The following is a 12,874-nucleotide window of genomic DNA, read 5'->3' as shown; positions in this document are numbered from 1 at the left end:
AACTTGTCTTTGAAACTACGCCCCGGCAGCGTCGTCCGCGGTTGCGTCGTGTGCGTTCATCCGATCTGTCGCGTCGGCTGCGGTTACACCGAGCACCATCGCGCCGGTTCCTTAAGCGGAGGAAACGCCGAAGCGGGTTACACCGGGGTGAACGGTCGTTTGATCCGAGTCACCCCGGAAACAAAGGCGGCTGCGGCAGTAACGCGGCAGTCGGGAGGACCGCTTATAAAGAGTAGCGCAACCGCTCGCCGACGCGCAGCCCGCATGCGAGCGCGGCGTGGAGACGTGCCTCGCCGGCGACCCAGTCGCCGGCACAGTAGAGCCCATCGGATTCGCCCCGGCGAAGCGGCCCCGGACGAACGCCGTGGTCGGGGAGGGCGTAGCGCCACCCCTGGTGGTCGGTCCAGTCCGGATCGCAGAGTCGGTCGTCGTCGATCAGGTCGGCGACGAGGTCGGTCAGGACGGCGACGTTCCGCTCCGGCGGTTCGTCGTAGCGCTCGTGCGACCAGTCGGGTGCGGCCTGCACGACGAGGGCCGATTCGCCGTCAGGAACGTGTCCGGGTTTGCACTCCTCGCGTGCGACCCACCCGATCTCGTGTTCGTCGTCGGTGTTGATGAGTGCGTAATAGGGAACTTCGAGTTCGAATTCGTAGCCGAGGATGGCTGTCCACACCGGGCGAAAGGGTACGTCCCGAGCAGCCGTTACGAGCGCCTCACGTGCCGGGTGGTCCCACTCCGACTTCGCGAGCAGGTCGGCGGTCTGGGGTGCCGGAGGGTTCAGCAGGATCGCGTCGAAGGGGCCCCACTCCCGACCGTCGGCGTCGCCGAGGATCCAGACGTCCTCGCCGTCCTCTCGGGTGACGGTTTCGATTCGGGTTCGCCGGTGGACGGTTGCGTCGGTGCGGTCGAACAGACGTTTGGCGATCTGGGTGAGGCCGCGCTCGTAGGACCACCGATGGCCCTCCGGCTCTCTCCCGGGTGTGATCTGGCCGTCGGCGTCGAAGGTGTAGATGGGTTCGGCGATGTCGACGAGCCCCGTGGTGTCGAGAGTGTCAGTTAGGAGGTCCGCGACGCGTTCGTCCTCGGATTTCACGTAGTTTGCGCCGTAATCGTACGTGACGTCACCGTGGCGACGTGTGGCCGCCCGGCCACAGACGCCGCCGGATTTCTCGAGGACAGTGAGGTGGACCTCCGGGATGGTGTGATCGAGGACGAACGTCGCGGCCGCGGCGGCGCTTCCGGCGCCGACGATTCCGATTCGGGTCACGGTCGGGCGTTATCGCGGGGACACCAAATGAGGCCGGTCGTTTCGGCCGGATCATACAGGATCGCAGCACACCAGATCATAGATCTCACACCTGCCCGCGTAGCCGCGTCCTCAACCCCCGGACGGACTGGGTTACCTCTGCCGGGTGCGGAAGACCGAGCCGGTACCGGATCCGATCCTGGCGTTTGAACGCCTCGAACAGCGCCGGTTCCTCCAGTTTCCATATTCGTGCCCGCCGGCCCGGATAGCCGGCCCGGTCGAGGATCGCGTTGGCGGCGCGCCGGCCCGCCTCGTTTGCCGATTCCATCGACGCCAGGTCGGAGTTCGTCCGGACGTAGTCGCTCGCGAGCGTGAGGTTCTCGATCCCGGCGTTCGCGGGTGGCCGGTTCCGGAGTGAACCGACCGTGTTTATAAGCAACGGCGATCGATTCTCGACGCCGTCTTCTGTCTCAACGATCGCGGGATCGAGGAACCAGTCGACCAGCATGTCGTCGGAAAGCGTCTCGTCGACGACGTTTAAATGCGCCTTCACCTGCGCCCAGATCTCCTCGGCGATCTCCTCTCGCGTGCACTCCCTGGCGGGCTTTCCGTAGAGTGGTCCGGGGGTGTCCCAGTCGGAGGCGATCACCGACAACACCCCCTCGACTTCTTCGGAGCCCCGGGAGCCGACATCGTACCCGGTCCAGAACTGGCGCTGGGAGATCGACGTCAGTGCCCACGGCGCGTCAGCGTACACCTGATGGCCCGTGACCAGTTCGACGTCCTCGGTCAGGTAAAACTGGATGCCGTTCATCCACGCCGTATCCAGGTTCCCAATACGGCCCAGTTCCGGTGCTGCGGTGGCCATCTCCGGGGTGACGAATCCGGGAGCCACCTCGACGGGTACTGCGAGGACGTACTCGTCGGCTGTGACGGTCTCGCCGGCGCCCGGGACAGCCCCACCCTCGGCAACGACGGCGCCGGTGATCCGGCGACCGTCGAACTCGAGCCGATCGATCGGCGTGTCGACGTGAAACGTCACGCCCCGGGATTTGAGGTAGTCAACCCAGGGGTCGATCCAGACCTCGTTCGTCGGCCCGTTGAGGACCCGTTCGGTGGGCGTCGTCGGATCGAACTGGCCGAACAGAAGCTGGAGATAGATCGTCCCGATCGTGCGGGCGCTGCCGAGCTGGGGGCGCAACGCCACCAGCGACTGGGTGGCGTACGCGAGCCGGTCGCGAAACTCCTCGGACCGGTTGTCGGCGTCGATGAACTCCCACCACGAGACGTCGTCGAGTTCGGTTTCCCGACGCTTTTCGCAGGCGGTCAGCAGGTAGAGTAACCGCTCGATAAGATAGCGGACGTCCTTCCGAGGGAGTTCGTCGACGAACGCCGGCCGCAATGTCTCGATCCACTCGCTGATGGATTCCGGGGTGGCGACGCTCGCGACGTTTCCGGGACCGGTCGTGCTCGCTACCAGGGTCGCCTCCGTTTCGACGAGGTTGTCGGCGACTGTCGGGCCGTCCTCCGTGTCGGCGAACCCATCCCCGTCCCGGAGCGGGATCCGATCCATGGTGTCGGCGACGTGCCGGTAGAACGCCGGGAAGAACCGGAATCCGTGTTCGCCGTGTAACGGCTCGGGGCCGTCGTCGATCGGCATCGACCGCGCCTTGCCGCCGAACCGGTCGTTGGCTTCGAAAACGGTCACGTCGAACCCCCGTTGTGCGAGTTCGTGAGCCGCCGAGAGACCGCCGATACCGCCGCCGACCACGACAACGTTAGTCATTACCCTTCATACGAGTGGAACGGATATAAGCCGACTACCTGACCAGCTACAACTCTTCGGTGCCGTGCGTTCACGGCGAGACAGCTTTGGTCGTCGGTCACCTGCGTATCGATATGGTCGAAGTCACGTACCACTGTCCGTACTGCGGGGCCGTCACCGGGATCGAACGCGACGGCTACCTCCGAGACAAGTGTGTGACGCGTGAACCCCTCGACGGCTGGGAGTACGCCGACACGACTGGCGACGTCGAGGCCGCCGACGGTATCGAGTTCGTCTGTCTTGGAACCGGAGCCACCGAGGAAAAGCACAGCTCAACAGACGTCGACGACCCCGCAGTCGACCGCGACCCCGACGTCGCCGGCCCCGCAGTCGATCGCGACGGCTGCGGACGGACGTTTTACCTGAACTATGTGAAATTCGAGGACGGGAAAGAGGTGCCACACCGTCAGCCCGAGTACGACCGTCCACGGTTCGACTTCAGGCGCTGACCCAGTACCCTCGTCCACGAACGAGGTGGTGGGACCCCCGTGCGACACACCCAAGGCCGTGGTCGACCACTTTTTGCACATGTACACCGGGCGGCCCGAAAAGCCGTGCTGTCTGTGCGATCGAACTGACACCACACACCGGATCGACGTTCCGCCGCGCGCGCTGGAGTCGATGAAAAACGCCGGCCCGATCGCCTGGCAGGACGTCGAGGGGGAGGTGTCACTCTACTTCTGTGAAAGCGACTGGGACCTGGTCCGGGACCTGGTGCTCGAAACGGGGATGAATCCACTCTCGCGATGCAACGCCGCCCGGGCATCATTCGCACTCAGGGAAGATTACGAGGCGTATCTCAACGCGGTTCGGGACCAGCCCGATCAGGCGTCCCTCGAGAAACGGATGCTCGAGGAGGCCCACGAGACGGTGAGCCGCTACGAGGACGGCGACGAGCTAGTGGAGCCTCGCGACCTCGTGGAGGCACGCATCGTGGAGTGGACGATCGAAGACGAACTGCCGGAGGAGACGACGAAAGGGATGTGAGACGGGCAACAGAAGAGAGTTAGCAGGGGAGAAAACAGTCTAACGGCCGGTCGGAGTGAGGTCGTCGCCGACGGCGTTCATCACCTGTACCGCCGCGCTGGCAGCGAGCCCGCGGGCGACCTCGTCGCGTTCGGTGTCGTCGAGGCCGGCCTCGAGTTCCTCGGGGTCCGGCGCGAAGCCCGCGCTGACGGGGTGACCTGCCGGCGGATTGACGGCGACCGTCGCCTCGACGCCATTCTGTCCGTGGTTGAGTTCCGAGCCGACGACGTACCCTTCAGGGAGATACGATTCGGTGCGCGTTACGATCCCGGCGACCGCCCGCCTGAGAGCGCGTTCCTGTTCCTCCGAGAGGCTGACATCCGCGGACGGCTGTCCCGCCTCGACGACGCCCGGCGCCCCTGCATAGGGGTTGTTTCCATTCATCGAAGTCGACCGACATAGGCGCAGACGCCTGATAAAACCGTCGGCCGTTCACAATTTTTTGGGATCCCGACGCCGTTTTTACTCGCGTCAGTCACGATGTTCGCGGATCGCCTTCGAACACTCGACACCCGCGTGGCACGCTCCGATCGGGTGATAGTCGGGCTCGACGGGCGGTGCGTCGGTGGGCGGGATCGGCTCGTTGGTTGGGCCGAGGCGTTCCCGCCACATCCCCGTCGGCGCGCGGAGGTGTGCCGCGGCGTACTCCCAGAGGCGGTCGTGCCACCGTCGGAACCGATCGTCGCCTGTTCGCTCGAACAGCACGGCCGCCGCGCCGATCGCCTCCGCGGTTGCCCAGCCGTACTTCTCGTCGGCGACGGGGTTGCCGTCGGCCTCGACCGCATAGTAGAAGCCGCCACGGTCGCCGTCCCAGCCCAGGTCGATGGCGGCGTCGAACAGTTCGATCCCGCGTTCGAGGGCCCACCCAATCCCCTCGCGATCGAGTTCCCCCAGAAGTTTCGCCCACTCGGCGTGGTGGCCCGGCTGGTACCCCCAGGGCCGAAACTGATCCCGGGGAGTGTCCTCGTTGTACGCGAAGTCGTGTTCCCAGTTGGGTGTGTAGTGCTCCCACACCAGACCATCGGTTTCTGCAGCCAGATCTACGGTGATCCGTCGGGCGATCGTCTCGGCCCGTTCGAGAAGTGCACCGTCGCCGGTAGCACGGGCGGCAGCGAGGAGTGCTTCGCACGCGTGCATGTTGGCGTTCTGGCCGCGATAGGGTTCGATCGGCTCCCCGTCGGCGTCGAGGTCGCTCCGACAGAGACCGTGTTCGGCTTCGTAAAACCGATCGAGGAACGCGTCGGCGACTGCAACAGGATCGGCGACCACCTCCGTGTCGGCCACACACCCATCAACCGAGTCCAATCCCGCGTGTGCGGCCCGGGCGTGTGCCAGTACGACGAACGCGTGACCGTACGCCGAGAGCCGGCCATCAACGATCTGGAACGAGCCGTTGGAGTCGTCGGTATCGGCTGCCGAAAGCAGCCATCGATATTCCGGTTTCCCGTTCGCGTCGATGTCTCGGTGAATCTGTTCCAGGAATTCGAGTCCGTGGGCTGCGGCCTCGATCCACGGCTCCCGTCCGTCGTGTGACACCGAAAGCGAGAAGTTCGCGACGTATCGACATGTCGCCACGAGGTGACGGGAGTCCCGGTCGACGATCTCGCCGGTTTCGGGATCGAACCCCGCGACGTATCCGCGGTCGGCGAGACAGTCCGGGTACCTGGCTTCCAGAAGCGTCAGGAGTTCCGCTCGGAGGGAGTCTGGATCGACGAGGGTCGGGGCCGTCATCGACCGAGGAGGGTCTCCGAAGCTACTTAAGGCTTATACCATCTACCCCAGATGGATTGGGTATGGCACGCAATCAGTCGATCGTTCCTGGCCGTGGTGGACGCGGTGGGAACGCCGGACTAATCGGGAAGTTCAAAACCGGCCTCAAGCTGTCGCGAGACAGCATCGGGGTCGTCAGAGACCACCCGAAGCTGCTGGTGTTTCCGCTGTTGGGCGCGCTGTCGACACTCGCCTTCTGGATCGTGTTTCTCCTTCCACTGTGGATCGCAAACCTGCTCGGAACCGGCGCGGAGCTCGTCGTGCTGTTTCTGTTGTACTTCGTGACGACGTTCTTCGCGACGTTTTTCACTGCGTCGCTGGTGTTTGCCGTCAACCAGACGTTCCACGGGGAGGAGCCACAGCTGGGCGAGAGCATGCGTGCCGCCTGGCGGCGAAAGGGACCGATTCTGGTTTGGTCGGCGGTCGCGGCGATCGTCAGCGTCATCCTCAAAAAGCTGGAGGAATCCGACAGTGCGCTGGCCCGCATTCTCTCGTCGATATTCGCGTTCGGCTGGACGATCACGACGTTCTTTATTGTCCCGGTGATCGTCTTCGAGGACGTCACCGTGAAGTCGATGTTCACCCGGAGTGCTGAGACGTTCAAGGACACGTGGGGTGAAAGCATCGGTATCGGGCTGGGGGTAACCCTCATCCAGGTCGTGGTCGGGATCGTCGGGCTCGTCGTCGCGATCCTGCTCGCGATCGGCCTCGGTGTGGTGTTTCCCGCCGCCGGGATCCTGCTCGGGATCTTCCTCGTCGGGGGCGTCCTCGTCGGGACCTATCTGCTCGGGCAGACGATCTGGGCGATCACGAAAACCGCGCTGTACGTCTACGCGGCCGAAGAGCGGGTTCCCGAGCAGTTTGCCGACTTCGACTTCGAGACGCTCGACGGCCGGGCCGAGCGTCGGGCCACCCCGGGTCGCGTTCGGAATCCGCCGACGCATCTCTACTCGTGACCTGCCGGGCGACGGGTGTCGGTGCGAATCGATCAGTTGAAGCCGGACACACCAGACTTCCTCTGTAGAGGATGTCCCCCGAAACTTCCGATCGAAAGGACGACCACATCGAGATCATTCTCGAGGAGGACGTCGAAACGGCCGGCAGCGGGTTCGAGGACGTACAGCTTATTCACGAGGCGCTGCCGGAACTGCACCGCGACGCGATCGACACCAGCGTGGAGCTTTGCGGGAGAGAGCTTTCGAGCCCGATCGTGATCGAGAGCATGACCGGCGGTCACCCGAACACCACCGAGATCAACCGGTCGCTGGCTGCGGCGGCCGGACGGACGGGAATCGCCATGGGCGTCGGCAGCCAGCGTGCCGGGCTGGAGCGCGACGACGAAGACCTCCTCGAGTCGTTTACCGTCGTCAGAGAGGCCGCCCCGGACGCGTTCATCTACGGCAACATCGGTGCGGCACAGCTCTCCGAGTACGGCGTCGAAGGGGTCGAACGCGCCGTCGAGATGATCGACGCAGACGCGATGGCGATTCACCTCAACTTCCTGCAGGAGGCCGCCCAGCCGGAGGGGGACGTCGACGCCCGTGGGTGTCTGTCCGCCATCGAGACAGTGGCGGACGGATTGAGCGTCCCCGTGATCGTCAAGGAGACTGGGAACGGGATTTCCCGGGAGACGGCCCGGAGGTTGTCTGACGCGAGCGTCGACGCGATCGACGTGGCCGGGAAGGGCGGAACCACGTGGTCCGGCGTGGAGGCGTATCGGGCGGCCGCAGTCGGCGACCGCCGCCGGGCCCGCGTTGGAACCCGGTTCCGGGAGTGGGGGATTCCAACCGCAGTCTCCACGCTGGAGGTGGCCCGCGAGCACCCATGCGTCGTCGCAAGCGGCGGGGTCAGATCCGGACTCGACGTCGCCAAGGCGATCGCGCTGGGTGCCCGTGCCGGCGGGCTTGCAAAGCCGTTCCTGGCGCCGGCCCGGGAGGGAACGGACGCCGTCGTCGAACTGATCGAGGACCTCGAGGCCGAACTTCAGACCGCGATGTTCGCGACTGCATCGGCGTCGGTTTCGGAGCTTCAGGACGCCGAATACGCTCTGCTCGGCCGGACACGCCAGTTTTCGAACCGCTGAGGGGCTTGTCGGCTCCGAGCGTGTCCTCGCTTCGCCGGCTCCACAATGTCGGTCAGACGAACGACCGTCAGTCGTCCCGCTGGCGTAGCGTCTCGAAGACTGCCTCCAGATACTCCTCTTCGTCGATCTCGTCGTCCCCGTATTTCCGTGCGGTTTCGCTGTCGATCCGGTAGCTAAAACCGGTTCCTTCAGCGTCCTCGCCACCCGCACGCAGCTGGTCGGCCGAAAGCCCCGTGGCGATCACCCCGGCGTACGCGCCGGCGACGCTTGCGACCTCGTCGTCGAACCCCTCGTCGTCGAACGGGTGGGCAGCGGTGTAGTTCACGGACAGCGTCCCGTCGTCCCGCATCGAGATGCGCTCGAACTCGATCTCCGTCTCCTCGACGATCACCTGCTGGAATACGACGGCATAGTAGTTGTCGTACACGTCCTGCAGGTATTCCTCATCGGTGAGCTCCTCGTCGGCGTACGCCTGGGCTCGAGTGCTGTCGATCGAGACTCCCCGACCGTAGTCGTCGGGACCGCCAGACCGACTGACCTGGAGACGATCCGTTTCCAAGCCCTTGGCGACCGCCTCCGCGTACGCGAGGGCGAGCTCGGCCACGTCGTCGTAAAAGCGTCTGTCGTCGATTTCGTACGGCGAGTCGATTGTCACCGACAGCGTCCCGTCCCGCAGAGAGTGACGGTCGATCTCGCCGTCCGTCTCGGCGTCGGCACGGTCCCGGAACTCCGTGAGGAGCCGCAGCTGTTCGTCCTCGATCCGGAACGTCGCTGTCTCCTCGGCTCGCGCACGGGAGATCCGATCGAGGACCTCGATGTCGACTGTGTACTCGCCGACTCGAGGTTCCCGGATGGGATAGGTAGCTGCCACGTACAGGTCGATCGAGGCTGCGTCTTCGGACACCGTGTCGCTCACGTCGTCCCTGAAGGGTCGGAGTTCCTCACCGTCGGGTCCAGTCACCGAGATGTGAACGTCGAGGTCGAACCGTTGCTCGCCGTCGTCAGTCGGCTCGAACTCGACGCCCGTCGGTTCGAGGTAGATCACGATCTCCCCCTCCGAACCGTAGGTGGCGTCCTCGATCTCCGTGTACTCGCGATACCCGTCCGGCGGGGATTCGAGGAACCGAATCCGTTCGATCCCCAACTGTGGCTCCCGATCCGGGTCGTCCTCCGTCTCCTCGTTCGGATCCGCCTCCTCGGGTGTCGTCGTGTCCTCCGGGACGTCCTCTTCCGGCTCTCCCTCCGGATCAGCCGGCGTACCGGTACAGCCGGAGATCGCCCCGAGCGACCCGCAGGTCACGAGGAGCGTCCCGGCCCGGAGGAGGTCACGGCGGTTGTTCATGTGGGACAGTTCTCGAGCCCCCGTAATGACGTTTCTCTCCACAGTATCAGCCGTGATATAGTGACCTCCTGTGACGTGGTGGGGAATGTGGCTGCACCTGCCGGCGGGTTCCGATACAACTATACTGACGGTTCGGAGTTGGCAACACGATGTCCGGGCAGACGCCACCTGGTGACAGTAGGGCCACGGAACAGGGGAGGGACGCCGAACAGGGGAGGGACGTCGACGCGTTCGTCGAGGAACTCCAATCAACCCTCGAGTCGGCGGCGGATGGTGACCTCTCTTCCCGAGCGAAGCTCTCGTTCGACGATCCCGAGCTAGCGAATACCGTAGAGACGCTCAACGATCTCCTGGCGTCGCTCGAATACACGTTCGCGACGGTCGACGGCTTCGCGACGGACGTCGGCGAGACCAGCCACGAAACGACACGTTCGGTCGAAGACGTTAGAGGTGAGACGGAGGCGGTCCACAGGACGGCCAGAGAGATCAGCGGGACCACCGAAGAGCAACAGCGAAACGTCGAGGAGCTCTCGACCGAGATGGGTAACGTCTCGGCGACCATCGAAGAGATCACGGCGACGGCAGCGTCGGTCGCCGAACAGTCCGAGCGAACTGCCACTCGAGGAACGGAGGGGCAACAAACGGCTCAACAGGCGATCGAACAGCTCGACGTGATCGAGTCCGACATCGAGGAGGCAAAGCGGACCGCCGGTGAGCTTACGGACCGAACCGTGGAGATCGACGACGTTCTGGAGTTCGTCTCTGACATCGCCGAACAGACGAACCTACTTGCGCTCAACGCATCGATCGAGGCGGCACGTGCGGGCGAGGCCGGCGACGGGTTCGAGGTCGTCGCCGAGGAGATCAAGGACCTCGCCGAGGAGACGAAGGAGGCAACCGATCGCATAGGCGACCTCCTCAGAGAGGTTCACGATCGTGCCGAAGACACCGAACAAGAGCTCGAACGGACGGCCGAACGCGTTTCTACCGGAGCCGAGACGATCGAAAGCGCGCTCGACTCGCTAGACGAGATCGCCGAAAGCGCAGCCGAGACCAACGACGGGGTCCGAGAGATCGACGACGCTACCGCAGAACAGGCACGGGCCGCACAGGACGTCTCGGAGATGACCGACGAACTCACGGAACTTGCAGAGGAGACAGCCGCCCGAGCCGATCGGGTACTGGACGCGGTCCGGACACAGGATCAGGAGGTCTCCCGGATCAGCCACGAGGTGAAGACGCTCGCGGCCCAGACGACCGTTCTCGAAGAGCAGCTCGACGGCTTCGAGTACCAGTCCGTCGGCGGCGTCGAACTGCTGGATTCGGAGACCAGAACCGACACCGCAGGCGTCGAGGGGACGTCAGTCGTCATCGGATCGAAGCCGTTCACCGCAAACAAGGTGCTGGCGTATCTGGCGTACGAACTTCTCGAGGTCGAAACCGATCTCGTCCCGGTCGATGCGGTCGGCTCCGGAATCACCGACGAGAACTTCCGGAAGCTCACGGAAGGGGAACTTGATCTCTACTGGGAGTACACGGGGACGATCTACGGACAGTTCCTGGACGCCACGGAGTCGGTCACCGACCCCGATCGCCTGCACGAGGCAGCGAAATCCGGAATCGAGTCAAAGCGGGATCTCCGGTTCGGCGCCCGTGCAGAATACAACAACACCTACACGATCCTCGCACCCCGCGTGTGGTGTGAGCAAACCGGCGTCGACTCGTTGGACGCGCTCGCCCGGTTCGCAAACGACGCCGAGGGGGAGCTTACCGCAGTCGTCGGCCCGGACTTCTGTGACCGTGAGGACGGCTGGAAGGGCCTGCTCGCCGAACACCCGTTCGAACCGGAGGTTCGCGAACGGATCTGGGCTCGGACGGAGACGGTCGAACCCGCCGAAAAGAGATACGAGGCGATCAACCGCTCCACCGTCGACGTGACGATGGGTCTCACCGTCGACGCACTGATCGACGTCCACGATCTCGTCCAGCTCGACGACGACAGACAGTTCTTCCCGATATACAACCCTGCACCACTGGTCCGGAAAGACATCATACAGGCAGATCCGGACGCGATTGACACGTTGAACCGTCTCGGCCCCACGCTCGAGGACGTCACCGAGATGCGCCGTCTGGTCCGACAGGTCGATATCGGGAAACGTCATCCGCGAGTCGTCGCCAGGGAACATCTGGAGCGGAAAAGGCTGCTGTAGACCGAAATATCCCCCAGATCAGGGGAATCCGCCATCAAATGTCGTTTGATCAACACCCTGGATATGGCGGGGAACAGTTGATTGTATTACGTTACCAATATCCAATGGGTGTACTATGACCGAACGACTTTCAGGACAGGCCGCACTGATTACGGGAGCATCGTCGGGGAACGGACGGGAGATCGCCCTCACATTCGCAGACGAAGGGGCAAGCGTCACGGTCGCAGACATCCGCGAGGAGCCGCGGGAGGGTGGAACAGCCACGCACGAGCTGATCGAAGAACGCGGCGGGGAGGCGCAGTTCGTCGAGACGGACGTAAGCAGCGTCGAGGACCTGAAACAGGCAGTCGACGAGACGGTCGACGCGTTCGGATCGCTCGACGTGATGGTGAACAACGCGGGCGTGTTCCCCGGAATGCAGCCGATTTCGGAAATCGACGAGGAGGATTACGACTGGTTGATGGACATCAACCTCAAAGGCGTCGTCTTCGGAAGCAAACTCGCCGCCGAAGTGATGTGCGAACAGGACGACGGCGGGGCGATCGTCAACCTGTCGTCGATCGCCGGGCTCAACGGGTTCGACGATTCGTCGCTGTACTGTGCCTCGAAAGGCGGTGTCGCCAACGTCACTCGGGAGCTCGCAATGGAGCTGGGGCCTGACGGGATCCGAGTCAACGCGATCAACCCCGGCGTCATCGAAACCGCGATGACCACCGAGGACGAGGAGGTGGCCGGAACGATGACGGAGACGATCCCGCTGCGCCGGGACGGAACGCCGGAGGACGTCGCCGACGTCGCGCTGTTCCTGGCGAGCGAGGAGGCCGCCTACGTCACGGGTCACAACCTCGTCGTCGACGGCGGACTCACGGCAGGGGCCTGATAATGATGGTTGTAGGCCGTAACCGGTCGATCGGCGGGCCGGGTGACCGATCGACCGGTAAATCACTACAACCACCATTATGAGACGTCGGGACCGATCCTCCCTACTCCACCTCGGTTTCGATCCAGTCTTCGAACGGCTCGAACACGTCCACCTCGTCGAACCGTTCGACGCAGGGGACTTCGTTCGGATGACGCTCCACTAGACGCGTTTTCAGTTCCGGATACCGTTCGGCAGTTGTTTTCGCAAACAGGATCGCCTCTTCGTCCCCGTCGTAGACCTCACCGTCCCACCTGTAGGTGGATCGGCAGTCGACCACGTTGACGCAGGCGGCCAGGCGTTCTTGGACCAGAAACGAAGCCAACTCGTCTGCGGACTCCCGTGGAGCTGTGACGTACGCTGTCGGCATGGTCGAACGCGGTAGCGCCGACTACTTAAGACACCAGCTCCCGGATCTCGATGGGGAGCGCGACCGCGAAGTTCGAAGGAGTG

At 64.1% G+C, this 12,874-nt stretch carries 12 protein-coding genes; 6 read left to right on the top strand and 6 right to left on the bottom strand.

Going from position 1 to position 12,874, the window contains the following annotated elements; translation table 11 throughout:
• Positions 1–223 precede the first annotated feature (223 nt).
• Together RH858_RS12720 and RH858_RS12715 are read right to left on the bottom strand one after the other, a co-directional pair.
• The gene (locus RH858_RS12720) at positions 224–1,267 is read right to left on the bottom strand and encodes an FAD-dependent oxidoreductase (RefSeq protein ID WP_310562070.1); all 1,044 of its coding nucleotides are present in this window, start codon (positions 1,265–1,267) and stop codon (positions 224–226) included.
• Positions 1,268–1,352: 85 nt separating this feature from the next.
• Positions 1,353–3,032, bottom strand: a complete 1,680-nt coding sequence (locus tag RH858_RS12715; RefSeq protein ID WP_310562069.1) for an FAD-dependent oxidoreductase — start codon at positions 3,030–3,032, stop codon at positions 1,353–1,355.
• A 113-nt stretch (positions 3,033–3,145) separates the two neighbouring features.
• Here RH858_RS12715 and RH858_RS12710 point away from each other — a divergent pair, with 113 nt between their 5' ends.
• Together RH858_RS12710 and RH858_RS12705 are read left to right on the top strand one after the other, a co-directional pair.
• Positions 3,146–3,520 (top strand): hypothetical protein, encoded by a 375-nt coding sequence (locus RH858_RS12710; protein WP_310562068.1) that lies wholly within the window; start codon positions 3,146–3,148, stop codon positions 3,518–3,520.
• A gap of 79 nt (positions 3,521–3,599) precedes the next feature.
• Complete coding sequence (locus tag RH858_RS12705; RefSeq protein ID WP_310562067.1) at positions 3,600–4,058, top strand: hypothetical protein; 459 nt, start codon at positions 3,600–3,602, stop codon at positions 4,056–4,058.
• Positions 4,059–4,097: 39 nt separating this feature from the next.
• On the opposite strand, the gene RH858_RS12700 is transcribed toward RH858_RS12705, so the two are convergent.
• Together RH858_RS12700 and RH858_RS12695 are read right to left on the bottom strand one after the other, a co-directional pair.
• Positions 4,098–4,481: a DUF5811 family protein gene (locus RH858_RS12700; RefSeq protein ID WP_310562066.1), complete on the bottom strand. Its 384-nt coding sequence runs from the start codon at positions 4,479–4,481 to the stop codon at positions 4,098–4,100.
• Positions 4,482–4,568: 87 nt separating this feature from the next.
• On the bottom strand, positions 4,569–5,828 hold the full coding sequence (locus tag RH858_RS12695; protein WP_259536141.1) for an AGE family epimerase/isomerase: 1,260 nt from the start codon (positions 5,826–5,828) through the stop codon (positions 4,569–4,571).
• A gap of 62 nt (positions 5,829–5,890) precedes the next feature.
• On the opposite strand from RH858_RS12695, the gene RH858_RS12690 reads away from it, so the two are divergent.
• Positions 5,891–6,823 (top strand): DUF6159 family protein, encoded by a 933-nt coding sequence (locus RH858_RS12690; RefSeq protein WP_259536139.1) that lies wholly within the window; start codon positions 5,891–5,893, stop codon positions 6,821–6,823.
• 71 nt (positions 6,824–6,894) lie between these two features.
• On the top strand, positions 6,895–7,950 hold the full coding sequence (gene fni, locus RH858_RS12685) for a type 2 isopentenyl-diphosphate Delta-isomerase (RefSeq protein ID WP_310562065.1): 1,056 nt from the start codon (positions 6,895–6,897) through the stop codon (positions 7,948–7,950).
• Between the two features lie 67 nt (positions 7,951–8,017).
• On the opposite strand, the gene RH858_RS12680 is transcribed toward fni, so the two are convergent.
• Positions 8,018–9,292 carry a hypothetical protein gene (locus RH858_RS12680; protein WP_259536119.1) on the bottom strand — a complete coding sequence of 425 codons (1,275 nt, stop codon included), beginning with the start codon at positions 9,290–9,292 and terminating at the stop codon, positions 8,018–8,020.
• A 149-nt stretch (positions 9,293–9,441) separates the two neighbouring features.
• On the opposite strand from RH858_RS12680, the gene RH858_RS12675 reads away from it, so the two are divergent.
• Positions 9,442–11,502, top strand: coding sequence for a glycine betaine ABC transporter substrate-binding protein (locus RH858_RS12675; protein ID WP_310562064.1), 2,061 nt, complete (start codon positions 9,442–9,444; stop codon positions 11,500–11,502).
• 115 nt (positions 11,503–11,617) lie between these two features.
• On the top strand, positions 11,618–12,382 hold the full coding sequence (locus RH858_RS12670) for an SDR family oxidoreductase (protein WP_259536114.1): 765 nt from the start codon (positions 11,618–11,620) through the stop codon (positions 12,380–12,382).
• A gap of 103 nt (positions 12,383–12,485) precedes the next feature.
• Here RH858_RS12670 and cutA read toward each other — a convergent pair whose 3' ends face one another.
• The gene (gene cutA, locus RH858_RS12665) at positions 12,486–12,791 is read right to left on the bottom strand and encodes a divalent-cation tolerance protein CutA (protein WP_259536112.1); all 306 of its coding nucleotides are present in this window, start codon (positions 12,789–12,791) and stop codon (positions 12,486–12,488) included.
• Between the last annotated feature and the right edge of the window lie 83 nt (positions 12,792–12,874).

It is taken from the genome of Halalkaliarchaeum sp. AArc-GB (assembly GCF_031432225.1).
Lineage (GTDB): Archaea > Halobacteriota > Halobacteria > Halobacteriales > Haloferacaceae > Halalkaliarchaeum.
The sequence above is the reverse complement of the archived record's forward strand: the minus strand, read 5'-3'. Positions and strand labels throughout refer to the sequence as shown.